Genomic DNA, 23228 nt, shown 5'->3' on the forward strand with positions numbered 1-23228 from the left:
CGGCCGCGAGGGTTGTTGCATCATCGGTCACCCGTCCGGGGACGCAGGTGGCCGGGCGATTATCGTCGAGCTACGTTGGTCTGGGGTGCCTGTGCGACGATCCCTGCTCGATGAGAGGTGTTCGGTGCTGCGAATTTTCATGGTCGGTTCTCTTGGACTTGCACTACTCGTGCTCGGCATCGTGGCAACGCTCGTGGGCGCGGGATGGTGGCTGTTGGTTACCGTCTGCGTTGTCCTGCTTGGTGTGGGGATTTTCGATGTCGCCCAGCGCCGGCATTCACTGCTACGGATCTATCCGGTAGTCGGGCATCTGCGCTACCTTCTCGAAAGCGTGCGACCGGAGTTGCAGCAGTACTTCATCGAGCGGAACTTCGACGGTCGTCCGTTCGACCGAGACGTGCGCACGGTCATCTACGAGCGCGCCAAAGGCATACACGGGGAGCTCTCGTTCGGTACCGAACGTGATATCGGCGAGGTGGGCTACGAATATCTCGTGCACTCGGCATCGCCTGTTCCGGAACCGGAGGAGCCGCCGCGGGTAATGCTCGGCGGACCGGATTGCAGCAAGCCGTACTCGATGTCGTTGCTCAACGTTTCTTCGATGAGCTTCGGCGCGCTCTCTGCCAACGCTCTGCGTGCGCTCAACACAGGCGCTGCCGCCGGGCACTTCGCGCACGACACCGGCGAAGGAGGCATCACCCCTTATCATCTCGACGGGGGCGGTGATCTCGTGTGGGAGCTGGGTTCGGGGTACTTCGGTGCCCGCACCCGGCGCGGCGAGTTCGACGCGGCGCAGTTCGCCGACAAATCCGCCCACGAGAATGTGAGGGCGATCTCACTCAAGCTCAGCCAGGGAGCGAAACCCGGTGTCGGCGGAGTGTTGCCGGCGGCGACAGTCAGCGAATAAATCGCCCGTTACCGCGGTGTCCCGCCGCGGCAGAAATGTGTCAGTCCCTCCGCCCATTCCGTCTTCCACACTCCCCGCGAACTCGTGCGCTTCCTCGCGCAGCTACGTGAACTCAGCGGCGGTAAACCGGTGGGTTTCAAATTGTGTGTGGGGTCCCGGATCGAGTTCCTCGCAATCTGTAAAGCTATGCAGGCGGAAGGAACTATCCCGGACTTCGTCATCGTCGACGGCGCGGAGGGCGGAACTGCCGCTGCACCACTCGAATACGAGGACAACGTCGGGCTCCCTCTCACGGAAGGGTTGATGACCGTGCACAACGCGCTGGTCGGCACCAGGCTGCGCGGCAGGATCGCCATCGGCGCAAGTGGGAAGATCGCCACCGGTACCGACATCGTCAAGCGGCTCATTCAAGGTGCGGATTACACCAATTCTGCCCGCGCCATGATGATGGCCATCGGGTGCATTCAAGCGCAGCGCTGTAACACCAACACCTGCCCGGTCGGTGTCGCCACCCAGGATCCGAAACGAACACGCGCCTTGGACGTGCCCGACAAATCTCGTCGCGTCCAGCGATACCACGAGAGCACCGTGCGCCAGGCAGTGGAGATCATGGCATCGATGGGCGCCCGTCACCCGGCCGAACTGACCACCGAGATGCTGCGCAAGAAAGTATCACCCACCGACATCCGGTCCTACGCCGAAATCTATCCACGGCTGCGCACGGGTGAGCTGTTGTCCGACCCGCCGCCGTCGTGGGCGGCGGATTGGTATGCGGCGTCACCGGATTCGTTTCGCCCGATCCCCGAGCACTGACGGCGACCCGTTCCAGCGAACCTCCGCGCGCACGTTCCGTGGCGGGGTCACCGCGCGTCGCTGGCTCGGATCCGCCAGATCGCGCCCGTCGATGCCGGGCTGTCGATCGAACAGCGACAACGGCAGACCTCGGACGAGTAGATGATGGGCGAGCGGTCACAGCGGCGCGGGCGCATCCTCGCGCACGGCGAAACCTGCCAGGTCCGGCGTCACCCATCCGCCGTCTTCGTAGTCGAGTTCGATGGCCTCGACGACGATCGGAGCCTCCATCGGGAAGGGCGAGAGTATCCGCGGAGTGAGCTGCGCGCTCCCGTCGGTGCGCCAGCTGATATCGATTCCGGCAGCGGCGAGACTCTGTTCGTCGAGCACGATCAACAGCAGCGGCAACTTCACCTGGCCGTAGGGCTGCTCGAGTACGGCTGGTAGATGCATGCTGGTGCTGGCGTGAATGTATCCGATGTCGTCGAACGAGGTTGCTACCGTGGCGACGTCGTATTCCCCGAAGCGCCGACAGCCCTCCCAGTCGTCGGCCAGCGCCACATGCACGATGCGTGGGCCACTCATCTCACTACTCCTTTCCTCACAGGCGGACTCCGACAATCGATCGGGACGCGGGCGTGCAGGGCACGTGCCCGTCCCCGCCGCTGTTAGCTGGCCAAGACTTGAGGCGCAAGCACTTTGAGCATCGCATTGGACCATCGCAGCTGCCGTAGCGTCTGCGGATGGCAGCGCGCGGTGAGCGCGAGCAAGTCCTGATCCTTGACCGCCTGCGCGCCTTGGGCGAGAAGTTCCCAATCGACGGACACGCCCGCGGTGACGCGGTGCAAACGGCGCAAATCCATCAACAACACCAGGGCGGGTTCTGGCCGGTGGCCGAGCAGTTCGCTCAGTTTCGCTTGGATCGGGGACGTCAACGGCACGGTGCGCGGTGCAGCGTCCAGATCGAGATCGTAGCGGGTTGCGGCGGCTGCGAGCTCACGCAGATGGGTGCGTGACCATTCGGCGAGATCGTAGGCGACGTGATGGATCTCGTGGTCGGTCGCGTGCCGAGCTGACACAGCAGCGAGGGCCAGGGCGAGTGTGTGTTCGGAGCGGTGCAGCTCCCGCAATGCCAGATTGATCTTCATTCGGTCACCTTCGGGGTCGAGGGCAGGTGTTCGGTCACCATCGCCGCCGCTCCGCCGACGGTCGACGGGATCGACGCCGCTGCCGGTGTGGCAGGGGCGGAGGCGGTGGTGGTCGGGGCGGGCGCCGGACCGTCGCCGGCGCGAATCCGGGTCACCGCCGCGGCGGCGGTCTTGAAGATCGGCTGCTTGGACACCGGATCCCAGTCGGTGATCGTCAGTTCGTTCGCCGCGCGGTCGTGCTCGCCGCCACCAGTGTCCCAGTAGCCGTAGTGGAACGGAACGAACAACACTCCGGACCGGATGCCGCTCACCCGGGCCTGGGCGTGCAGGAGCCCGCGGGGAGAGGAGACCTCGAGCAGGTCCCCCTCCTCGATGCCGAGGTTGCGTGCGTCCGCTCGCGAGATCTCGACCCACACAGCAGGGGCTGCGTCGTCGAGTTGGCGGGCACGACCGGTCTTGGTGCGGGTATGAAAGTGGTACAGGGTGCGGCCGGTGATCAACGCGAACGGGTAACGCTCATCGGGTTTTTCGTGCGCCGGAAGATACTCCGCGGCTTTGATGATCGCTTTGGCGTCCGGATTGAGGGCTCGGTATTCGGTGGGTTCGAGCGGAGTGCCGGTGACCAGATCCTTGCCGTACGATTCGCAGTACTCGGGTGCGGAGAAGAATTCGCCGCCGGTATAGAGGCGTTCGGTGCCGCCGGGATGTTCGGTGTTGCAGGGCCATTGGATTCCGGATCCGCCGCGCAGCCGCTCGTAGGTGATGCCGGTGTAGTCGCAGGGTCTGCCTGCGGAGCAGTCCTTCCACGCCGCGAACGCGGTTTCCGCGTCGTGCCACGCCGGCAGTGGGCCACCGTCCTTGTCGCGGAAGTCCATTCGGCGGGCGTAGTCGAGGAAGATGTCCAGATCCGGGCGCGCCTGCCCGGGCGGTTCCACCGCTTTGTCGGACAGGTGCACGGTGCGGTCGACGTTGGTGAAGGTCCCGGTCTTCTCTCCCCACGCCGCTGCGGGAAGCACCACATCTGCCAGCTGTGCGGTCTCGGTCAGAAAAATGTCCTGCACAACGAGGAAGAGCCTGTCCTGAGACAGGATCGACCGGATCCGCGCGAGTTCGGGCAGTGATACCGCGGGATTCGTCGCGCTCACCCACAACATCTTCAACGAGCCCTGTTCGGCGTACCGGAACATCTGCATCGCATGCGTGGGCGGGCCGTAGTGCGGAATCTGGGAGGGGTCGATGTTCCACAACTGCGCGAGTTCGGCGACGTGAGAGTCGTTGGCCCAGTTGCGGAATCCGGCAAGGTCACCGTCGGCGCCGCATTCGCGGGTGTTCTGCGCGGTGGGTTGTCCGTTCATCTGCAGTACCCCGCAGCCGGGTTTGCCGAGCATGCCGCGGATCAGGTGCACGTTGTTGACCTGCACAGCAGCGGCAGTGGCTTGATGGGACTGGTAGAAGCCTTGCAGTACCGTCGACAGCAGACGATCGGTCATGCCGATCAGCCGGGCGGCTTCGCGCAGATCCGCCACCGGTACGTCGCAGATCGACGCCACCTTCTCCGGCGTGTAAGGAGCGAGTTGGGTGCGCAGGTCCTCGAAACCGACAGTATGCTGCTCGATCCACTGCCTGTCGATCCAGTCGTGCTCGACGATCTCATGGAGCAGTCCGTTCATCAGCGCGACGTTGGTACCCGGCAGCGGCGCCAGGTGGACGGTGGCGTGCTGGGCGACCGGTGTCGGCCGCGGATCGACACACAGAATTGCCGGCGGATTCGGCCCGGCGAGCCGATCCAGGATCCGGGACCACAACACCGTCTGCGTTTCGGCCACGTTGTGCCCGAACAGAGCAATCACGTCGGCGTGGTCGATGTCGGTGTAGGAGGCGGGTTGCCCGTCGCAGCCGAACGATTCCTTGAGTGCCTCGGCGGCGGTCGCGGTGCACAGGCGGGTGTTTCCGTCCACGTGATTGGTGCCGATCGCCCCGTGGGCGATCACCCCGAGGGCGTAATACTCCTCGAGAAACAACTGCCCCGAGGTGTAGAACCCGATCGCGCTCGGCCCCTGATCGTCCAACAGTTGCCGACTGCGGGCCACTACGGCGTTCATCGCGGTATCCCAGTCCGTCTCCACCAGGGCGCCGCCGCGGCGGATCAACGGCCGGGTGAGCCGGTCCTTCGATCCGTTGGCCTGCCACCCGAACAGATCCTTCGGCCCCAACCTCCCCCGGTTGACCCGGTCGACCCCGCGCCCTCGGACACCGACGATCGCACCGTCCTTCACCGCGATATCGAGCGCGTCACCATTGGAATGCAGAATCGACGCGGACTGCACCCACCGATCCACCGACCCCGACTCGACGCCCTCAGCGAGGTGCTGATCCACCCGTTGCGGCCACCCCTGCCCCCGCCCGTACGGGGTGCGCGCACCCCACGGTTCAGCGATTCGGTCCCGTGAAACGGTCATCGACAACTCCTTCCCGCACGGAGCGGATCAGTAGCCCGGTGAGGTTACGTAGTACCCCGCCCCTGACCGGGCATCGGTAGTAATGTTCCTCCCATCAAACGCGCAATGGTTGCGACTGCGCAATGGCTGAGTGCAGGATGTGGGTATGAGCGCAGTAAGAGAGCACGGGGTCGATGCGGAGAACCATTTCACCGAGCAGGTGGACGCGGTGCTCTGGGCCTCGCGGACCCTGGTCGGCATCGCCGCAGCCTCCGTCGCCGAGGCGGAAGAACTCGTCACGGTGCCGCACCTGCGGATCCTGGTCTTGGTCGACACCCGCGGGCCCGTGAACTTGGCTGCTGTTGCTGCGGCACTCGCGGTGCATCCCTCGAACGCCTCCCGGGCGGTGGACCGGCTGATCAAAGCCGGCCTGTTGGATCGGCGCGACGCGCTCGACGATCGCCGGCACCTGACGTTGACCCTCACTCCTGCCGGACAAGAACTGGTGGACCGGGTCAGCGCCCACCGCCGGGAGGCGATATCGGCGGTCCTGGCGCGGATGACGTCCGATGACCGTAATGCCTTGGCCTACACCATGCGCCGGTTCGCCGCCGCCGCGGGCGAACCGATCGACGGCGACATCTTGACCCTGTTGTGGCCGCCGGCCCACTGAACGAGCACCTGCTGAACAGTCACCGGACTCCGGGAGCAGCTGGCGTGGGCCCGGGCGCACCGGGCAGCGTCGGGGAGTGTCCTCGACGCGTGTACGCCACGGCCGACGATCGAGTTTGCAGGAGATCCAGCGACGAAATCGGCCGCGTCTGGAGGTTGGTTCATCACCACGAGGGCAGTGACAAGTGAGTGCCCGCCCGTGCGACAACCTCGTTGACCGATCCTCCTTCCCTTCTGCCGGAATGGTGAACGTCTTCGTAGACACCATCGAGTTCACCACCTCCGAGTTTCCATTCCCCACCGCCCCACCGCCGACTACGGCATCAAACAAGCGCAGGAACTGAAACGGCCGGCAAATATGAAGCGCAGCGCGGACACGAATCGCCCCGGTTCAGAGGCGGTCTCTGTCAGGCGCATGAGGCCACCGTCTCTGAACTAAGTTCGCCCCGCGCATCATTGCCGGATTACCGGACGTCCAGGCGGCGGCGTGTACCGCGAACAGCGCCCCCGCGCAGGGCTCCTCCACCGAATCGGCTCGCCGAACAACTCCACCCGCCTCAAGTCGCGAAGAAACCCGCTCACACACTCCCACAACTCATCAGCACACACCGGCGCCGATGGGCCCACCAACCCGATCAACAAACCGAACACCACATCATCGCCGCCGTCCACGACCGCCTCGTAGCACCCGATCAACACCCGCGGACAATCTCACGACGACCTCGTCCAGGTCGCCCGCCTCGGCCTGGTCAGCGCAGTCAACCGCTTCGACCTCGACAAAGGGAAAGACTTCCTGTCCTTCGCCCTTCCCACAATGATGGGAGAAGTGCGCAAACACTTCCGCGACAAAGGGTGGGGTGTCCGCGTCCCACGCTCACTGCAGGAAAACTACCTCGCCCTCAAGAAAGCGCAATCCTCGCTCACACAACACCTCGGCCGCGAACCCACCACACCCGAACTCGCCGACGAGATCGGCGTAGAACCGTCCGAGATCGGGCAGATCGTCGCCGCCGGCGACTCGTACCAGTCGACATCCCTCGACGTGGAGACCTTCAAAGACGGCGTCTCCCTCGCAGACACCCGCGGAGACTACGACACCGCCCTCGACGGCATCGACAACCACGAAACCCTCCGACCCGCACTCCTCGCCCTCCCCGAACGAGAACGCACCATCCTGCTCTACCGATTCTTTCGAACTCGGAAAACTCACCTGAAACCCGGCTCCGCCCAACATTTTCGAATCTCCGACCCTAAATTCGCGATCGCACAGCCACGCCGATGTCTGAACACCCCCGGCGGCGAAGCTTCGGATCGGTCCGCCGGACAGTGCACCCCGCGCTCCGGCCCGGCGGACCCCACAAAACTTCCTACCGGCACGGACACCTAGATACTTCACACGGCAGCGCACGGAAGACGTTGAACAGAAAAACAATTGGCAGCCAAACTCCCGATCCCAGTCAGCCCTTCCGGAATTCGACCCCACTCGACGAGCCAGCACTCCGGCCGAGCTCCGAAGATCCCTGCACGCGGTCAAGCTTGGTGGCCAGGAGACCGCGGAGCTCGTCATCACTCACACTGAAGTCGCCGAACGCGATCGCGTCAACCGGGGTGCCGTCGATGACCACTTTTCCTACCACTCCGACGATCGAACCGTCCTCGCGGCGCACGATCAACCGCCCCGCGGCAACCGCCTGCTCGATCACCGACGCACGATCAAACCCTTCACCGCCGCGGTACAGGTGAGCCTCCGAATCCTCATCCCATATTGATACAAACCAGTCCACCACGCATTCTCCTTATGTTCTTCTCCGATATCCCCGTCTGCGGCTACTGCTTGGTCAGTGTTTCCACGACCTCGGCCGCAATCGCCGCGACCCGAATATTGCGCGACTGGGACTGTTCGACCAGCACCTCGAACGCACGCTCCGCACTGATCCCATGCAACACCATCAGCATTCCCTTGGCCTGCTCGATCGCCGCCCGCGTCTTCATCGCCTCCTGCAGACCCTCGACCTCGACTCGCCACTGCTCCGCCCGCCGTGCATTCCATACCGCGCCCTCGACCGCGGCGACGAACACCTGCAACAGCACCTCGTCGATCTCGCTGAACCCGTGATCGTCGTAACTGTAGAGATTCAACGCCCCCACATGGTCGTCATCGATCGTGAGCGGCGCCGAGAGGTAGCTTGCCACTCCCATTCCGGCGACGTTCTTCGCGAACTCGGGCCACCGTAGTGCGGCGTCGTCGATGCGTACCCGCACCACCTGCCGGGTGCGTGCCGCTTCCAGACACGGCCCTTCGTTCGCGCGGTACTGATCGACGTCGACGTCGAGGGCGCGCTCGTCGGTGCACGCGACCGTCTCCGGTTCTTTGTCTCGTGGGGAGAGGACGGTGACGCCGGCCATGTCCGCCGTGGGGATCGTCGCCACCACTTGCGCACACACTGATTGCAGCAGCGAAGGTAAGGGCATCGGGGTTCGTAGGAGCGCACCGAAACGCTCCACCGCGACCGCTATGTCGTCGGAGTCGTATTGCTGCGCGGTGATGACGTCAACATGCGGCGCAGGCGCATCGAGCGCAGTACAGAGTTCGTCGCGAGTCATGATGGATGGTCCTATCTCGCAGGCACCATCCTGCGAGACTCAAAAAGGGTGGCGGCGCTGGTTTCACCGATACCGTGACCCTACCGCCCCAGGACAGCAATGACGTGATGCCCCCGCTGTCACTCGTCGGTGTCGAAACGATCCCCGGCGATGACGCCCTGAGCGACCGCCGTGATGCGGTGTTGCCGCGAGAAAGCCCGCGCACGCAGACGCACCATCGCCTCCTCTACCGAAATCCTGTGGTAGGCAGCGAGTATCCCGGACGCGACGTTCACGTTCCCGCGCCGAAACACCCCCACATCACTCCCCGACGTCAAGGCGTACACCGGAGCGAGTTCGGCAAGCACCGCATGAGCGATCGTGTGCGCGTACGAGCGACACTTCACGTCCTCGGACTGCGCCAATGCAATCGGCGAACTGCCGTACAACTCGAGCACCCCGAACGGGGACCCTCCACCGCCGAGGGGGTAGGCGTAGACGCTCGCCGCCCCCAACCCCAACACCTGGGCCGTGAACAGTGGCCACCGCGCACGTGCCTCACCGCCAGCCATGTCGGCGTGCAGCTCCGGGCTATCGAAACGGAAAGCATCCAGGCACGGACCTTCCCCGAGCGTGAACTGCGTTTCGTCGAGCTCCTCCGCGACGCCGTCGCTGGCGTAGACGAGATCACGTGTCGAGTCGGTCGCAAAAACAGCGACACCGACCCCGTCGACCCCCGTCTCGCGCACAAGCTCACGCGCCAGCTGCTTTGTCACCTCGAACGGCTCCGACGGATGAAACTCGCGGGGGACAGGTCTGTCGACATCGAAGAAGTACCTTCCCGGGCTGGGTACCGCCCGTGTCACGCGTGCACATCAACTCTACTGTGGCCGAGCTTCTTTCAGTCGCCACACCCCGCCCGAGCATCCTTGTGGCAGTGGCGGCAACACGTGGCCGGCGACATCGGTAGACCCGGTGCGCGTCACCGCAATCACATTCGTAGAAGCCGCTGACCGGCGCTTTCTGTCCCGGATGATACGTCTGCTCCGCTGTACTCATCCCCGATTCCTTCCCCAACATCAGTTCCCTCAAACCGTGCGCAGCGAGAGCAACCAACAGCGACACAATTCCCACAGCAACCCCGGCGTCGCAGCGCCCGCCACCCGGCACTGCGCAGCGCCGGTTCACCCCTTCCCCAGCGGGTAACTAGCGGTACGGCGGAGCACTGCACAGGCAACGAGTCGCCGAGCAGATCTCGCCGGCACGCACCAACCGGAACCCGTCTGTGCGAATCCCATGGCACTCGACGGCGAGGGCACGAGAACCGATCGATCCGGGTTGGCATCCCGCATGCACCTGCCAACACTCGATTACAGCCGGACAATCGGACGATTCAACGGCGGCGTGTACCGCGAATAACGCCCCCGCACAGGACTTCTCCCCTGTATCGGATCACTGAACAACTCTACCCGCCGCAGGTCCCGAAGAAACCCACTCACACACTCCCACAACACATCTGCGCACGCAGGAGCAGCCGGGCCCACCAACCCGATCAACAACCCGAACACCACCTCGTCGTCACTGTCGACGACACTCTCGTACGAACCGATCACCACCTCGTCATCGGGAAACCGCTCGCGAAGCTGACCCAACTCCCGTAGAAACCGCGCCCGACACAACTCGGCACTCACTGTGGGCCGGCACCGGCGGTGAGGGCGCCAAATTCTGTCCGTACTGACTGACATTCGAAATCGGGGTACCCTGGACGTTTTCTTCCTGGTCTGCGACGGATTGAACGGTCTACCGGAGGTCGTCGAGAACGTGTGGCCGGCGACCACGGTCCAAACGTGTGTAATCCATTTGATCCGCAACACCTTTCGGCTGTCGGGTCGGCAACACTGGGACGGGCTCAAACACGATCTCAAGCCGATCTACACTGCCCCGACTGAGGCGGCAGCGAGTGCAGCGTTCGACGATCTCGCCGAACATTGGGGCAACACGTATCCGGCGATCATCCGACTATGGACCAATGCCTGGCAGGAGTTCATCCCGTTCCTCGATTACGACACCGAGATACGGCGAGTGCTGTGCTCTACCAACGCGATTGAGTCCCTCAATGCCCGCTATCGGAGGGCGGTGAAAGCTCGTGGCCATTTCCCTACCGAGGCGGCTGCGCTGAAGTGTCTGTATTTGGTGACGCGTTCGCTCGACCCGACAGGCAAGGGCCAGGCACGATGGATAACGAGGTGGAAGCCTGCTCTGAACGCGTTTGCGATCACGTTCGCCGATCGTTGGCCGGGATCGGAAACTTACTGATGGAAAACCGCCGAAACACCGTTAAAGAGATAGACCCGTGTCGACAGAAGAACACCAGGGCGGATACCGAAGGCTGTGTTGGCGACCCGCTCTGGCCCGACAAGCAAGGGCCTGCGCTGAACGCGTGTGCGATCACGTTCACCGATCGTTGGCCCGGGATCGGAAACTTACTGACGGAAACCGTCGAACGCGGTTAGCGAGATAGACCCCGCACATGTTCACTGACGCGGAAGGGGCAGGGCGAGGCTCATGATGCCGATCCGACTTGCCGAAGTTGTGGCTCGAGCGCACGCAGGAGATATGCGATGGCGAGGACGCTGGGGTCGCTGAGCGCCGCGGACAGGGGACCGTCGATGTGCGCGACAGCGCCCGATCGCACCGCGGGCAGGTTGCCCCATACCGGTATCGACGCCTCCAACAACGCTGCTTGTCCTTGAATCAGAAGTAGGTCGGCACCCATCATCGGCAGTGCGTTCTCGACGGCGATGTTGGTCCGTGTTACCCCGTGGGATTGGGCGACGATCTCGGAATCCATGCGCATTCCGAGTTCGACGAACAACGCGGCCGCCGGGTCGGTGTCGGAAGCGATCAAGGCGACGGTGCCGGGGCGGGCTGTGGCGATGAGGAAGGTCCGCCCAGCGAGGTTGGGATGTCGTCGGGCGACATCGGCGATGGCGTTGTCAGTGTCGGTGATCAGACGCTCGGCGCGGTCTGTTTCGTTGAAGATCTGTCCGAGGACGCTGACTTGTGCGCGCCACGGGTCGACGTAACCAGTGGAAGCGAGTGGGGCGATGGTCGGTGCAATAGCGCTGAGAGCGTTGTACACGGCGGCGTCGCGGGCGGAGTAGTCCGCCAGAATCAGGTCCGGTGCCAGGGCCGCGATTTGTTCGTACGCGGGCGCGCCCACCAGAGTGAGCGTGATCGAGGTCGACGCGTAGTCACCTTGCCAGGGAAAGTGCCCGCCGGAGGTGCTGATACCGGCAATGGATCCGACACCAACGGGGGTGCGCCCGAAGGCGATGACGGTGTCGGCCCAGGATGAGGACAGCGCGACGATACGTTCCGGCACGTGTGCCACAGTGGTGGCTCCCCTGCTGTGGACCACTGTCCTGGCTGCTGCGTCAAGACTTGCACTGTCGTCGGCGTTGGGGTGCGGCGATGTGCAGGCGGAGCAAGCGAGAGTGAACGTCAGAAGTGCCAGCATCACCAACCTGAAGTGAGGAGGCCGCGGCGAGGAGGGGCGGGAACTCATCAGATGATGGACAGGTGCTTGGCCATGATGACGACATCATGGCGGTTGTGGGCCCCGATTTTTTGGTACAGGCTGCGTAATTGGGTTTTGACGGTATTGATGGACACGAAGAGTTCCTTTGCTATGTCGGCTGTCCCCATTCCTGTTGCGAGCAGGGCCAGTACGGCGTGCTCGCGTTCGGTGACCACGACGAGCGACACGGCGGGAGGGAAGACCGGACGAATGTCGGTGCGAACATTGGACACCAGCTCCGAATGTTCGATTTTCTGCAGTTCGTCGATGTCCGCGTCGGCGATCGTAGTGAACGGGCGCAGGGCACCGGTTTGTTCGGCGACGGTGACGGCACATCTCCAGCAGTTCCCGGCGCGCACGAGGTGCCCCATACGAAGGTGGATGCTGGCTTCGAGCAGGAGAGCTTCGGTGTGCAGCCCTGGATATCGCGCTTGCTGGTCGGCATCGAGTTCTCGGCACAGGGTCAAGGCTGCGTTGTAGTCGCCGGTCAGATAGTGCAGTCGTGCAACGGAGACCAGGGTCCAGGGATGGGATTCGGGCGCGGTCAGGGTCTGCGCCAAGGCAGAGGCATTGTTGCCTTCGCCGCAGGCGAGCATGAGATCGATTTCCATCGCAGCCAGGAGGGGCATCGCTGCAGATCCAGCTCGCACGCGGTGCGGGTGCGCGGCGCGTTGGCGGCGCAGAAAGACCAGCGCGGAGAAGGCGGTACCGGTCGCCAGTGCATGCAGGCACCGCGCATAGACGATGTACGCCCACAGCTCTTCTCGATGCGATGGTTCGCCGAGTGCCGTTAGCGCGTCGCCGGCGGTTTCGACCTCCAGGCGGTCCAGGGCGAGGAGGGTGCGGGCGACGAGGCCGCTGACTTGAACCATCTGCTCCAGCCAGCCCGCCGGGATCGGATGCTTGCTCTGGTAATCCAGCCACAATTGTGCGCGGGTCGGTTCGCCGACCATCGCCCAGTTCATTGCCGAGCTGCCGGCTGCGTTGGCTGCGACGAATCCGGTGTCGGCGGCTTCGCGACCGCGATAGGCCATGTTGAGTTCGATCGAGGACGTGGTCAGATCACCGGCGAGTTGGTGTGTGATGCCCCATTGCAGCCGGAGGACGGGAAGTTCGTCGGTGATCCGCTCGGGGTTGATTTCGAGGATGTACCCGCTCAGTTGCGAAAGGTGTACGGCCAACTCGGCTGCAGCGGGGAAATCGCCCGAGACACGGTGCATGATCGATTGAATGGAACCTATACGTAGTCGGTCGATTCCCTCGTCGGTTGCGGCCAACTGCCGCAAAGTTTCGACAGTGCGGGGGAGTCCATCGGTCATGCTAGTCGATCGTGATCCGTTGCGTGTGAACAGATTCAGTCCAGCTTGAACGGCAACCTTGTTCTGTGTGTACTGGGGCGGAATGCGCACAAGGATATCGCGCAGTAACGCCATGTGTTGGGCGAGCATGGACACCCACGACTCTTCGACGACATCCACGACCAATGGCCACTCGTGCGCCTCAGCGGCGTACCGGAGTGCGAGATGCGGTGTCTGCGTCCGGCGATGATGGTGCGCCAGCGCGATCTTGCGCTCACCGCGTGCGGTGTCTTGCACACGGGGGCGAAGGCTCAACAATGTTCGCAGAGGTGCCGTCATCGTCCACGCCCCGGACGTGCCGTCCGAAGATTGGACTGCGAGAAGGATTCCCGACTGCTCGAGCGCCAGGAGGTCTTCGGTGGTCGCTGTGTTGTCGGTGAGCACTGCCGCGACATCGGAATCGATCAGATGCGCAATGGACAACGCCTCGAGAATAATCCCGAGACGCCTGCTACGCCCGCGGGGCGTGAGGGTCGCCAGGTAGCGATCGACACATCGCTCCGCGGCGGCACGCCACTGCTCGGGCGACCCTGACACGGCAACGGGGCGGAGCGCCAACTCGGTGATCGTATCCATCACCACGGTAGGGATTCCGGCCGTGCAGTGACGAACCACCTCGGCGACCGACGCGGGGAGGTTGACGCTGGACGCGAGAGCGTGGACGTCGTCCTCGGTGAAGACGAGGTCGTCAGCGCTGATGGTCTGGACCGTCAGTCCACCTTCCCGGGCAGCACATTCCAACCGACGGTGGGTTGTGGAAACGATCAGATCGACATGGCCGTATTGCTCGAGCAGTTCGAGGAGGTAAGCATGTACACCGGGATCAGTGACGGGGTTCGGGTGAAGGAAGGTCAGAACAATCCGTCCCCCAGGCGGCTCCGTCCCTGCGATGAGGTCGTGAATCTCGTCGACAGCTTCGCCAATGGGACGGAGCACCGGTGTAACCAGGGTGGCCCGTGGCGACCCCGACGACGCCCACGTTCGCAGCACAGAAGCGGTACTCGACCCAGGGAACGAATGAACGGTAGTGAGCCGAGCTGCTTTCTCGAGCATCACCACGAGCTTGTGCCGCAAGGGGATCAACTCGGCAGATGCGAGGATCTCGGATGCGTACGCACGAACATCGGCTGAAACCACGAACAAGAACTCTTTCATTTTCATCGGTGCACGGCACAAAACGTCGGCACAAACAACCACAGGAACCCGACCTGCTATGTGTATCGGGCATCTGGAGCGATGCGAAGGCTCACCCGCCTCTCATCCCTGAAATCACCCCTGCAATCACCCCCCATTGGTGTCACCGAGACCAAACGATTTCATGAAGGCGACGGGATGTAAGGACCTGTGGTCCCTAGCCGGTATGGAAGCAACTGGCGGACAGATTGCCGCGATAGCACGCGGCACAGGTTGTGCTCGCGACTGGCAGGCCCGGTCGGAGGACGCGTTCGTCGTGATGCCGGCCGCTCGTCACCAAGATGGAACAAGGGGCAGGGTGCACATCCAACCCCCAGGGAGAACCCGTAGACAAAGAGGTGAACCTACAGACGGGTCTGGCGCGCGAGAACCGAGACGGAAGCCAGCGTGCCGAAGGGGCCCACCGACGCTCACCACGATCACTGGTCAAGTCCACCGCATTCTCGAGTGGGCCGGGAACTCCGTCCGCCACATCAGCCGACTCCGGCGGCGGTAAGTTCCCGAACCCCGGCTACATTCTCCCCCGCCTCAACCCGAGGCAGCGCTCAGCTGAGCGAATTCAGGGCGGTGATGAAAGAGACTGCGGTGATGCCGAGCTTGAGCAGTTCGCTGACCTTGCCGAGATTGAGATCCTCGAGCGATTCGGTGCTCAGCGATGCGGTATCGAACGATCCCATGAAAACTCCTCAGAAATTATCGATTGAACGGTAGTGACAAACAGCAAAGCAAGGAGGGGCAGACCCCCGCATACACCGGGGTCCGCCCCCACCCTTCTGCGACTTGGGGCTGCCAGTTCGCCGGGCGGTGGCCGTTCGTGACCGCCACCGCTCCGGATGTCACGCCCCGGTCGTTTCCCTAGCTGCCGAAGATGTTGCCCAGGTTGCCGAGCGAGCCGGTACCGGTCTCAGCGTCCTTCTTGGCGAAGTTGGTGGTGCAACCGTTGAACGTCACCGCATCCACGAGGGTGGAGGTTGCGGCTGAGCCGCGGCCGATACTGATGCCGTAGTGGTCGATGACAGCGTTCGGCTGAGCTTCGGCGATGGCGTCGAGGCTCACGCGGGCGAAGTCCTTTGCGCCGTCGATGTTCTGGGTGCTCCACCACTGCCCGTCCTGCAGGTCGGTGTGCACGGCGCCGTCGGTGGTGTCCGGTGCGGTGGCGTCAGGCACCCACACGAGGGTGGTGAAGCCGGTGGTGTCGGTGAACTTGCCGCCGGTGGTTCCGCTCAGCCGCAGCTGGAACGATGCCTTCGCCGTGGCCGCGCGTTCGGCGAAGCTGATGTCGGTGTCGAGGATGTCGGAGAGCTTCACACCGCCCGCCGAGTGATATGACACGGAGCGGTCTTCGACGCCGTCGACCGCGAGCTCGAGGGAGCCGTCCTCGTCGAGAACATTCTCGGCCGAGTACGAAGCGGTCTGGTTCTTCTCGTCGTCGAACGGGATACCCCAGCCGTTGGCGCTGGTTTCGGTGGAGGTTGCATCGCACGTGACGCCGGGAGCCGTCTCGTCCGAGCCGAGCGAACCAGTGGGCAGCGCGCCGGCGAAAGCGGGGGCGATCAGGGCTGCGGAGCTGACGAGTGCGGCGACGATTCCGGCGCGGCGAGCAGTGGTGGACATACGAGTTGAACCTCTCGATAAGGAATGCAAGTAAAGATCAGCAAAAACTAGCACAGACTGTCCGGTTTGTGAATGTTTAACTATCGCGTGACCGTAATTTACAGACAACTGGAAACCGTTGTTCGGTAACGTGTTTCACTTTTCAGGCCGCTGTTCGAATTCTCATAGAATGGGATGATGCGTCCATTGGTGTTAAGCAGTCAGGTTCTGCGTTCACCGAAGCCGGCCCGCCGTGATCGCTCCGACTCCAGCCTTTCCCCGTTGGCGGAATCGTTGTCCGAGACACGGTCCGAACGAGGGGCTCCACCGGAAAGGGAGTGAGACTTCGCCGGTGGAGCCCTGGCGCGCTGACAACCGTGACAGAAGCCAGCGCACCGAACAGGGCCGTCGACGCTCATGAGTAAGGCCGACAAGCCCTGGCGCCATCCTCTCGGGGTTGGGTCGAGAACACGGCGACACTATCGACCCTACGACCAGGAACAGGCCGCAGCGTCCCGGACACACTGCCCGCTGACCATCGGTGTCCGTTTCCGTACGCCGCAGTTCCGTTTCACACGGCAAGTTGGGGTCAGGACGACCCGAAGAGATTTCCGAGGGAACCGCCCGGTCCTCCTTCTTCCCCCGTTGTCGCGGTAATGGTGAACGTGTCCGCCTGCACCATCGAGTTCACCCATTCGGAGTTTTCGTTCTCCGTCGTCGTGCATCCGGCGTAGAAGACATACGTGCCCGCGGCAAGGTCATCGACGGTGTACGTCTTGGTGTCACCGGGCAACACGGGATCAGGGTGGGTGTCCCAGTTCGAGGTGCCGATATCGAAACCGGCGGGGAAAACAGTTGTTGGTGCAAGGTCGGCGGTCAGCACAGTCAGGCCGCAGTGTGAATTGATCGTGTTGGTGTTGGTGACAGTAGCGCTGAACGTGTCACCGGCGATGCTTGTCTGGACGGTCGGGGTCTGCGGGATGACCACGTCGGCCGACGCGACTGCAGCTCCGGCAACTGTCGTCGCGGCGATCGCTGCAGTTGTTGTCATGAACCTTCGAAGATGCATAGTTTGTCCCTTTTCTCTGCAGATCGGTGACGGCCGGACCGGCGTCAGTGAGGGCTGCCGAGGCCACGCTGGTGGGGTCGTCTGATGGGTCGTCCACTTGACTGCTCGACCGTAGTACGCACGTCAGAGCTTGCCGAGACCCCAAAAACGGGGGGCGAACGATACGGGTGTGCGGTGAAAGTCCGTCTGTTCGAACTCGACACCGGTAACTGCATGGTTGTCCACGCGCGATGCTCGTATCTGCCCAACCACGCTCGCCTGAAAATCTCGACCCAGGGTTCTGGAAGCGCTGCCACCGCCCCACCAATAGCTTGGGGATAACTGAACCTCTGCGATGCGATGCTAAAGTCCGATTGATCAAAGATTGCACTGTCTTCATCAGGTCGGGACCGAATGGAGCGTCACGTCCCATGCCTGAAATAGAACTTGTCTCCGGTACGTCGTGGAGACGGTACGACCGCTGCCATACCGAGGTGAGACAGCAGTGTTGAGTAGATTTCGCCGTGACGCCGCCATCCTCGCCGCGTACCTCGCGCAATTCGAGAACACCGAATCGAACTGCGCGGACCCTCACACCGCCGCGACGGCCCTCACGCCCGAGGAATGACGACAACGTCGACGCGACTACACCGACAGCCTCGCCTGGGCGGCCGCGACACAGGTCAACGATGAAGACATCGCGGCCCTCACCCGGATGCGGCAACGCTACGGTTTCCCCACGCGATCATGACTGTCGGCAGCCCCCACACGCCCGCCGAGACTCGTCGCCGAGAAATAACGAAAGGAACCCGATCGATGAGCGAAGGCTACTTCCGAACCCAGTGCCGCGGATGCGACCTCCGCGTCTACGAAGGACCCTGGATCCCACCGCGAGAGCGTCACCTCCTGCACGAGCAGCACCGCGCACTCTGCACCAGTGCGCCGCCCACAGCCCCGACTACGACGACTCCTACGTCGGTGACCACCGTGCCCACCCCGTTGTTCCTCCTTCACGGCGAGCATCGAGAACCCTCACCGCAAACATCCCGGTCGCCCGCGAAAAATACTCTGCTACAACAAGTCCGATAGCGGGCGGAGGACCATCTCGAATCGGGACCAGGACATACCAATCGCTCCTGTCGGTCGTGAGTCTCCACGTCGGCTTACACGCGTGCCCGAATTCTGTCAGCAGGCTTCCCACAGGGGCAAAACAGCCGCTCACCGCGCACAGATCGCATCACTCAGCGGAACTCTCTGGCGCCGCCGACGTACCCGGCCTGCCCCTTGAGAATCGGGGAATTATTGTGCAGTAGCGGGTTTCGCAGTTATGTTTCCTGTGGGCGCCCGTCGACCGGCTGGTCACTCGACGGGAGGCGGGACGCCCCCATAAATCTCGCCCGTTACATGCCCCGTCTGCAACTCGTCACCTCTTCGCCTGACATCAGCCCCACCATGAATCACTCTCATGTCCGAGTGCTTCGCCGGCGCTATCGCCGGACGGGGCCACGCCGGACCGAGACGACTGTTGTCCCGGTACCTTCGCGGCACCGGGACAACAGTCGCTGACACGAAGACTATGTCGTCAGCTGCCGAAGATACTGCCCGAACTGCCGACGCTTCCCGTCCCGGTAGCGTCGGGGACGTGCACCGTCGTGCCGTCGACGACATACCCTAAGGGTCCATCGGTGACCGGTGTCTCGGTGACGAGGATCGGCAGTCGGTACACGCTGCCGTCGTCGCCGCGCAGTTCCAGATGATGCTCACCAGGCGGAACGTTCGGAACGACGAAATCGAGGATCGCCACACCGTCGTCGTTCACCTCGAACGTTCCGACCTCGACCGGATCGGAGAACAGCGTTCCGACGAACTTGCCCACCTTCGTCACCTGCCCCACAGCGCCGCGAATCGCGACGAAACCGGCCCACAGGTGCGTACCGGACTGCACGACAACCTGATCGGCACTGAGCCCGCCGTGTGAACGTGGCACCGCGGTGTGCCCCAGCGCGGTGAACAGTATTTGACCACTGCAGTCGGTGCCGTACTGCCAGGCGTTGCTCACTGCCGGGCATTGCATCGACAATGCCGAGTACAGGGTGTGGGTCATGGTCTGCGAACCGAATTTCGACGCGATCGCTTCGTGGACCGCCAACGAACTGGTATCGCACACCAGATCACCGATCATGCAGATCGAGGACACAAGTCCGGCGTGGGCATCCTTGAATTTCAGTGCATCAGGATCAGCGATCGACGCCGAGACCGAGGCGCCGGAGCCGTTCGTCGAGCCCAACTTGCTCCATCCCCCGACGTTTTCGGCGCGGTTGGGTTGATGCGAGGGATCGCCGATGACGACGATCTTCTTCACCTGAGTGAACAGCGACGTCTCGCCGCTGCGGTGGGCGTTGCCCATGGTCTTGTTGATCACGTCGGCGCCCTGAGAATAACCGGCGAGCACCACGGACGCCTGATGGCAGTGCGAGGCGATCAGCCGCAGTTCCTTCGCGAGGTTGTCGGCACCGACCGCGACGGATCGTTGGTACCGATCGATGTAGGAGAGGTCGAGGAGATTGACCGGAATCGCGGGATAGCGGATCGCGCGGGCCTGCATCGATGCGATCTCCGGGGTGCCGGCTTCGCCCTGATGGTGCAGTTCGTCGAAGACGGCTTTCACGGGTTCACCCATCCCCGTGGTGCGGGCGTTGGGGCCGGAATCTTTGGTGTAGACAGGATCGAAGGTCGCGGACTCGTACTCTTCGAGTGTTGTGTCCGGCCCTTGACCGTCCTCACCTTTCTCGCTGGATCCGCGGACGCCGACGAAGTACACGTCATCGCATTCGGCGGGGTTGGTCGTTTCCACTGCCGCGGAGATGGCTGCGGCGAGCTCGTCGGTGTTGGTGGCGGTGAAGTACTGCCCGCCGGTGGCATTGGCGATGCAGCTCAGCTCGCTCTCGGCATTGGTCGGGGCGTTGAAACCGACGGCATGGACGCGGAAGTCGACACCGAGATCGTTCTTGATCTCTTGGGCAACGGCACAGGGGTTTCCGCAGCTGCTCTGTCCGTCGCTGATCAACACGATGGTGCGGTCCCCGCTGGCCGGCAGGTCGCGCGCTGCTGCCCTCAGGGCGTCCGGTGTGGGGGTACCACCGTCGGCGGAGAGTTGCGTTGTCGCGGCATTGAGTTGGTCTTTGTTGTCGGTGGCGACAGGAACCAACAACCGGCCACCGTCGCCGCAGCTGCCGCTGAAACTACGCAGCCCGGCGGCCTGGCCGGGAGCGAGCGCGTCGATCCCTGCGCGCAGCGCCTCTTTCGCTTGCGTCAGTGGGGATCCCGACATCGATCCCGAGGTATCGACCACGAACAACACACTCGATTGCTGCGATGCCGATTCTTGTGCCTGGGCGATCGGCGCCGAGATCGTGGCCACGGCTACCAGCAGGCTCAGCAGCGCAAGCACCGCATTCCGTCGATGCCCGCCGGCGGATCCAGTGCGGCCGGTAGGCCGCTGCTGTAATCGTGTCCTCATGTGTTCTCGTCATCCCTTCACTGCCGTCGGTGCACCTGTGCACTGAGGTGCGGTGTGCGCTGTTTCCGTGCACGAGCGAGACGTGTCGAATGTTTCGGTAGGATCGGGTGTAGCGATGTGCCGGTTCCGGAGTGTTTTCGTCCCTCGTTAGCGTCACCCGATCAGATGTATCTCAGTCGACAGCCCACCCCTCGCGCATGCCCCCAATTCTGTGGTCTCCCCATACACGCCCCCGTGCGATACCTTCCGGCGTGCACGACGATGCGGACGCCTCCCGAAGGGGCGTCCCTGGAAGCTGTCCCCCGCTCGTATCACCGAATGTGTATGCGCCGTAGTCGCTGTCAGCACCCGTCGACCACACACTCATCGCTGGCGGCGCGAAGGGTCAGCGGCCGAGCGACGAGGCACCTGCTGCCCGATCTCGTGCATGGGAGCACCTGGGTTCGTCCTATACCGGATGAAAGTCTCGACGCGCGCCGAGTCGCGCGCCCGACTGCTCGATGGCAATCGTCTACATGTCGTGGTTGTCGGGGCCGGAAACGGGGTAACTACTGGTACACACTGTGACGAACTTGTGTTTGCGCGATGTGCACTCGAGGTCAGTCCGAACAGTGTGTGCGCTGGGACTGGTGAAACCACCCGGTGCACCCCGCGTCTCATCTCTCGGGAGGACCGCATGAAATATCATCGCCGGGTAGGAATTTCCCCTCTGCCGTCGTCGGCGTCACGCGACGTTCCTCTCTCACGCGCACGGTCGCTCCGACGGGTCGCTCTCTGCCGAAGAGTAGGGATCGTCGTTCTGGCGATCCTTGTAACTGCGGTCGTCACAAGCATGTCCCGCGCTTCGGCGGAACCCGTCGACACTGTGCTGCCCATCCCGGTCGCCGGCCTCGCCACCGGCCCGACCGGGCTCGGCGGACCTCTGGTCGGGCAACATGTCACGGCCACCACCGACACCGAACGCCCCGGAATCACCGAATTCCGTGGCACCGAAGGCATCTGCGCGTGCATGGTCCACTGGCGCAACCTCACCACGGGCGTTGCAGGCACCTCGAACTTGTGGTTCGGATTACCCGCTACCGGAGCCACCGCAATCACCGGTTCGGGTGTCCTGGTTGCCACCGTCACCACCAGCGGCGCCGGAAGCCCGATCACCGTTCTCCCCGGCGCCGGACTGTGGATCGTTCCCTGACCGACTACTGCGCTCTCAATCCCCATTCTTTGAAAGGGCGCCGAGCACGTGTCACGATTGCACGGCCGCCGTGCCAGCATCCGCTCGGCCTGTCACCGTCGGAGGCAGGTGCGAGAACCTTACGGTCGTTTACATTCGGTGACACTGTCGGGCAGAGGGCATGCACGTACTGTGCCCCCAATTCTGCTGTCTCGCGGCCGACTTCTACCCGTTCTACGGTCGAACGATGACGTGCGAACGCTGAGCCGCCCCAGGTTTTCGGTATCGCTGTACTGTCCACAACGGGGTGAGGACCATCGCATGAACGCCACCGGCATCAGACCGTATCTCGTCGTCCGGGCCATCGGAGCTGTTCCAATTCTGATTGTCGGCGTCAAAGGGATCACCGGTTTCTACAACGACGACATCGCGTGGATGCTCTTGCTGACCGCCCTCGGCCTCACGGTGTGGTTTGTCTCGGATCGGATGCGCAAGAAGAACACCACCTGGGACAGCCTGCGCGCAGTCCCCGCCCGATATACCGGTGGATCCGAAAGCCCTACCGCCGAGTCTGTCTCGGGGTACGGCCGATTCGCGCTCGATCATGCATTGCTGTTCTCGGCGCCCGTCCGCAGCGTAGTGATCCGGGAACATCTCCTTCACACACTGCAGCCTGGTCCTGGGCCCTCGGCCCAACACTTCGGCCTGTACCTGATCGAGAACACCGACCGGCGGATCAGTGTGCGGTTCGGCTCGGTCGCAGCGCCCGACTTGTTCACTGCAGTCATCTCCCTTCAAGACAATGCCTCAAGTGCAAGCGGGCGCCTCGACTTCGTCTCCGCGCACTCGCAGCACGGCGTCCTGGTCGCCGGCGAAACGATCGAGCGCCTCCGCGGCGACATCGCCGACGCCGTTCGATCGCTCGCACCGAACGCCTACCTCGCCGACACGCCCGTCGCCGGCGCGATCATCAGGATGTGACCGACAAGAAGCAGACATCATCACCGGCACCCACTGTCGTGCCTGAATCCATTCCCGTCTCGACCTGCCCATCCGCGATCGTGGCGGACCAGATGCCTGACATATCAGCGAATGGTCCCGCGCTGTGCACTGCGCCTGAGAACACCCGCAAACCGACTTCCCGTTCCGAACTCCCTGCTATGTTCTGTCGATCCTGTTCACACGCGCAGCGGAGTCCACCACGTGACCGATACCCCCTCCTAC

The 23228-nt window shown here is 63.3% G+C and carries 16 protein-coding genes and 3 pseudogenes; 7 read left to right on the forward strand and 12 right to left on the reverse strand.

All coding sequences use genetic code 11. The features are described from left to right. Positions 1-139: 139 nt before the first annotated feature. Positions 140-1720: pseudogene (locus ASU23_RS05305) on the forward strand (FMN-binding glutamate synthase family protein). 156 nt (positions 1721-1876) lie between these two features. On the opposite strand, the gene ASU23_RS05310 reads toward ASU23_RS05305, so the two are convergent. The 3 genes from ASU23_RS05310 to ASU23_RS05320 form a co-directional block, all read right to left on the reverse strand. Then, on the reverse strand, positions 1877-2284 hold the full coding sequence (locus ASU23_RS05310) for a DUF952 domain-containing protein (RefSeq protein ID WP_058037462.1): 408 nt from the start codon (positions 2282-2284) through the stop codon (positions 1877-1879). Between the two features lie 83 nt (positions 2285-2367). Beyond that, positions 2368-2847: a hypothetical protein gene (locus tag ASU23_RS05315; RefSeq protein WP_058037463.1), complete on the reverse strand. Its 480-nt coding sequence runs from the start codon at positions 2845-2847 to the stop codon at positions 2368-2370. Beyond that, on the reverse strand, positions 2844-5306 hold the full coding sequence (locus ASU23_RS05320; RefSeq protein WP_058037464.1) for a molybdopterin oxidoreductase family protein: 2463 nt from the start codon (positions 5304-5306) through the stop codon (positions 2844-2846). Before ASU23_RS05320 ends, ASU23_RS05315 begins: the two co-directional genes overlap by 4 nt. Before the next feature lie 145 nt (positions 5307-5451). Between ASU23_RS05320 and ASU23_RS05325 the strand changes: the two genes are divergently transcribed. Together ASU23_RS05325 and ASU23_RS05335 are read left to right on the forward strand one after the other, a co-directional pair. Further along, positions 5452-5958 carry a MarR family winged helix-turn-helix transcriptional regulator gene (locus tag ASU23_RS05325; protein ID WP_058037465.1) on the forward strand — a complete coding sequence of 169 codons (507 nt, stop codon included), beginning with the start codon at positions 5452-5454 and terminating at the stop codon, positions 5956-5958. A 699-nt stretch (positions 5959-6657) separates the two neighbouring features. Beyond that, a pseudogene (locus ASU23_RS05335) lies at positions 6658-7149 on the forward strand (sigma-70 family RNA polymerase sigma factor); the annotation flags it as partial. 265 nt (positions 7150-7414) lie between these two features. Here ASU23_RS05335 and ASU23_RS05340 read toward each other — a convergent pair. The 3 genes from ASU23_RS05340 to ASU23_RS05350 all read right to left on the reverse strand — a co-directional run bounded on the left by ASU23_RS05340 (position 7415) and on the right by ASU23_RS05350 (position 9316). Continuing rightward, entirely contained in the window at positions 7415-7741 is a 327-nt protein-coding gene (locus ASU23_RS05340; protein ID WP_156423099.1) for a hypothetical protein, read from the reverse strand. A 43-nt stretch (positions 7742-7784) separates the two neighbouring features. After that, a complete protein-coding gene (locus tag ASU23_RS05345) occupies positions 7785-8561 on the reverse strand; it encodes a GAF and ANTAR domain-containing protein (protein WP_058037468.1) in 777 nt (258 codons plus the stop codon). 119 nt (positions 8562-8680) lie between these two features. Then, entirely contained in the window at positions 8681-9316 is a 636-nt protein-coding gene (locus ASU23_RS05350) for a GAF and ANTAR domain-containing protein (RefSeq protein ID WP_058037502.1), read from the reverse strand. Between the two features lie 914 nt (positions 9317-10230). On the opposite strand from ASU23_RS05350, the pseudogene ASU23_RS05355 reads away from it, so the two are divergent. Further along, a pseudogene (locus ASU23_RS05355) lies at positions 10231-10856 on the forward strand (transposase); the annotation flags it as partial. A gap of 247 nt (positions 10857-11103) precedes the next feature. Here ASU23_RS05355 and ASU23_RS05365 read toward each other — a convergent pair. The 5 genes from ASU23_RS05365 to ASU23_RS05380 all read right to left on the reverse strand — a co-directional run bounded on the left by ASU23_RS05365 (position 11104) and on the right by ASU23_RS05380 (position 17316). After that, on the reverse strand, positions 11104-11925 hold the full coding sequence (locus ASU23_RS05365) for an ABC transporter substrate-binding protein (protein ID WP_172827022.1): 822 nt from the start codon (positions 11923-11925) through the stop codon (positions 11104-11106). A gap of 182 nt (positions 11926-12107) precedes the next feature. Then, positions 12108-14615, reverse strand: a complete 2508-nt coding sequence (locus tag ASU23_RS05370) for a LuxR family transcriptional regulator (protein WP_172827023.1) — start codon at positions 14613-14615, stop codon at positions 12108-12110. Positions 14616-15217: 602 nt separating this feature from the next. Beyond that, positions 15218-15349, reverse strand: coding sequence for a hypothetical protein (locus ASU23_RS35080; RefSeq protein ID WP_256066028.1), 132 nt, complete (start codon positions 15347-15349; stop codon positions 15218-15220). Between the two features lie 178 nt (positions 15350-15527). Beyond that, complete coding sequence (locus ASU23_RS05375; RefSeq protein ID WP_058037472.1) at positions 15528-16286, reverse strand: hypothetical protein; 759 nt, start codon at positions 16284-16286, stop codon at positions 15528-15530. A 568-nt stretch (positions 16287-16854) separates the two neighbouring features. Then, complete coding sequence (locus ASU23_RS05380; RefSeq protein WP_058037473.1) at positions 16855-17316, reverse strand: hypothetical protein; 462 nt, start codon at positions 17314-17316, stop codon at positions 16855-16857. 502 nt (positions 17317-17818) lie between these two features. Between ASU23_RS05380 and ASU23_RS35085 the strand changes: the two genes are divergently transcribed. Beyond that, the gene (locus ASU23_RS35085; protein WP_256933449.1) at positions 17819-17941 is read left to right on the forward strand and encodes a hypothetical protein; all 123 of its coding nucleotides are present in this window, start codon (positions 17819-17821) and stop codon (positions 17939-17941) included. Positions 17942-18895: 954 nt separating this feature from the next. Here ASU23_RS35085 and ASU23_RS05385 read toward each other — a convergent pair. Then, positions 18896-20833: a cutinase family protein gene (locus ASU23_RS05385; protein WP_082661348.1), complete on the reverse strand. Its 1938-nt coding sequence runs from the start codon at positions 20831-20833 to the stop codon at positions 18896-18898. A gap of 832 nt (positions 20834-21665) precedes the next feature. On the opposite strand from ASU23_RS05385, the gene ASU23_RS05390 reads away from it, so the two are divergent. Next, positions 21666-22025 carry a hypothetical protein gene (locus tag ASU23_RS05390; protein WP_058037475.1) on the forward strand — a complete coding sequence of 120 codons (360 nt, stop codon included), beginning with the start codon at positions 21666-21668 and terminating at the stop codon, positions 22023-22025. 300 nt (positions 22026-22325) lie between these two features. Further along, positions 22326-22985 carry a hypothetical protein gene (locus ASU23_RS05395; protein ID WP_058037476.1) on the forward strand — a complete coding sequence of 220 codons (660 nt, stop codon included), beginning with the start codon at positions 22326-22328 and terminating at the stop codon, positions 22983-22985. The last annotated feature ends 243 nt before the right edge of the window (positions 22986-23228 follow it).

This window comes from Rhodococcus sp. KB6, from assembly GCF_001445685.1.
GTDB lineage: Bacteria > Actinomycetota > Actinomycetes > Mycobacteriales > Mycobacteriaceae > Rhodococcus_F > Rhodococcus_F qingshengii.

Excerpts from the sequence above, each read along its gene's own strand:
- ASU23_RS35080 (WP_256066028.1), bottom strand. The coding sequence starts at position 15,349 with ATGGGATCGTTCGATACCGCATCGCTGAGCACCGAATCGCTCGAGGAT.
- ASU23_RS05315 (WP_058037463.1), bottom strand. The coding sequence starts at position 2,847 with ATGAAGATCAATCTGGCATTGCGGGAGCTGCACCGCTCCGAACACACA.
- ASU23_RS05325 (WP_058037465.1), top strand. The coding sequence starts at position 5,452 with ATGAGCGCAGTAAGAGAGCACGGGGTCGATGCGGAGAACCATTTCACC.
- ASU23_RS05320 (WP_058037464.1), bottom strand. The coding sequence starts at position 5,306 with ATGACCGTTTCACGGGACCGAATCGCTGAACCGTGGGGTGCGCGCACC.
- ASU23_RS05380 (WP_058037473.1), bottom strand. The coding sequence starts at position 17,316 with ATGACAACAACTGCAGCGATCGCCGCGACGACAGTTGCCGGAGCTGCA.
- ASU23_RS05395 (WP_058037476.1), top strand. The coding sequence starts at position 22,326 with ATGAACGCCACCGGCATCAGACCGTATCTCGTCGTCCGGGCCATCGGA.
- ASU23_RS05375 (WP_058037472.1), bottom strand. The coding sequence starts at position 16,286 with ATGTCCACCACTGCTCGCCGCGCCGGAATCGTCGCCGCACTCGTCAGC.
- ASU23_RS05345 (WP_058037468.1), bottom strand. The coding sequence starts at position 8,561 with ATGACTCGCGACGAACTCTGTACTGCGCTCGATGCGCCTGCGCCGCAT.
- ASU23_RS05310 (WP_058037462.1), bottom strand. The coding sequence starts at position 2,284 with ATGAGTGGCCCACGCATCGTGCATGTGGCGCTGGCCGACGACTGGGAG.
- ASU23_RS05390 (WP_058037475.1), top strand. The coding sequence starts at position 21,666 with ATGTCCCGCGCTTCGGCGGAACCCGTCGACACTGTGCTGCCCATCCCG.
- ASU23_RS05385 (WP_082661348.1), bottom strand. The coding sequence starts at position 20,833 with ATGAGGACACGATTACAGCAGCGGCCTACCGGCCGCACTGGATCCGCC.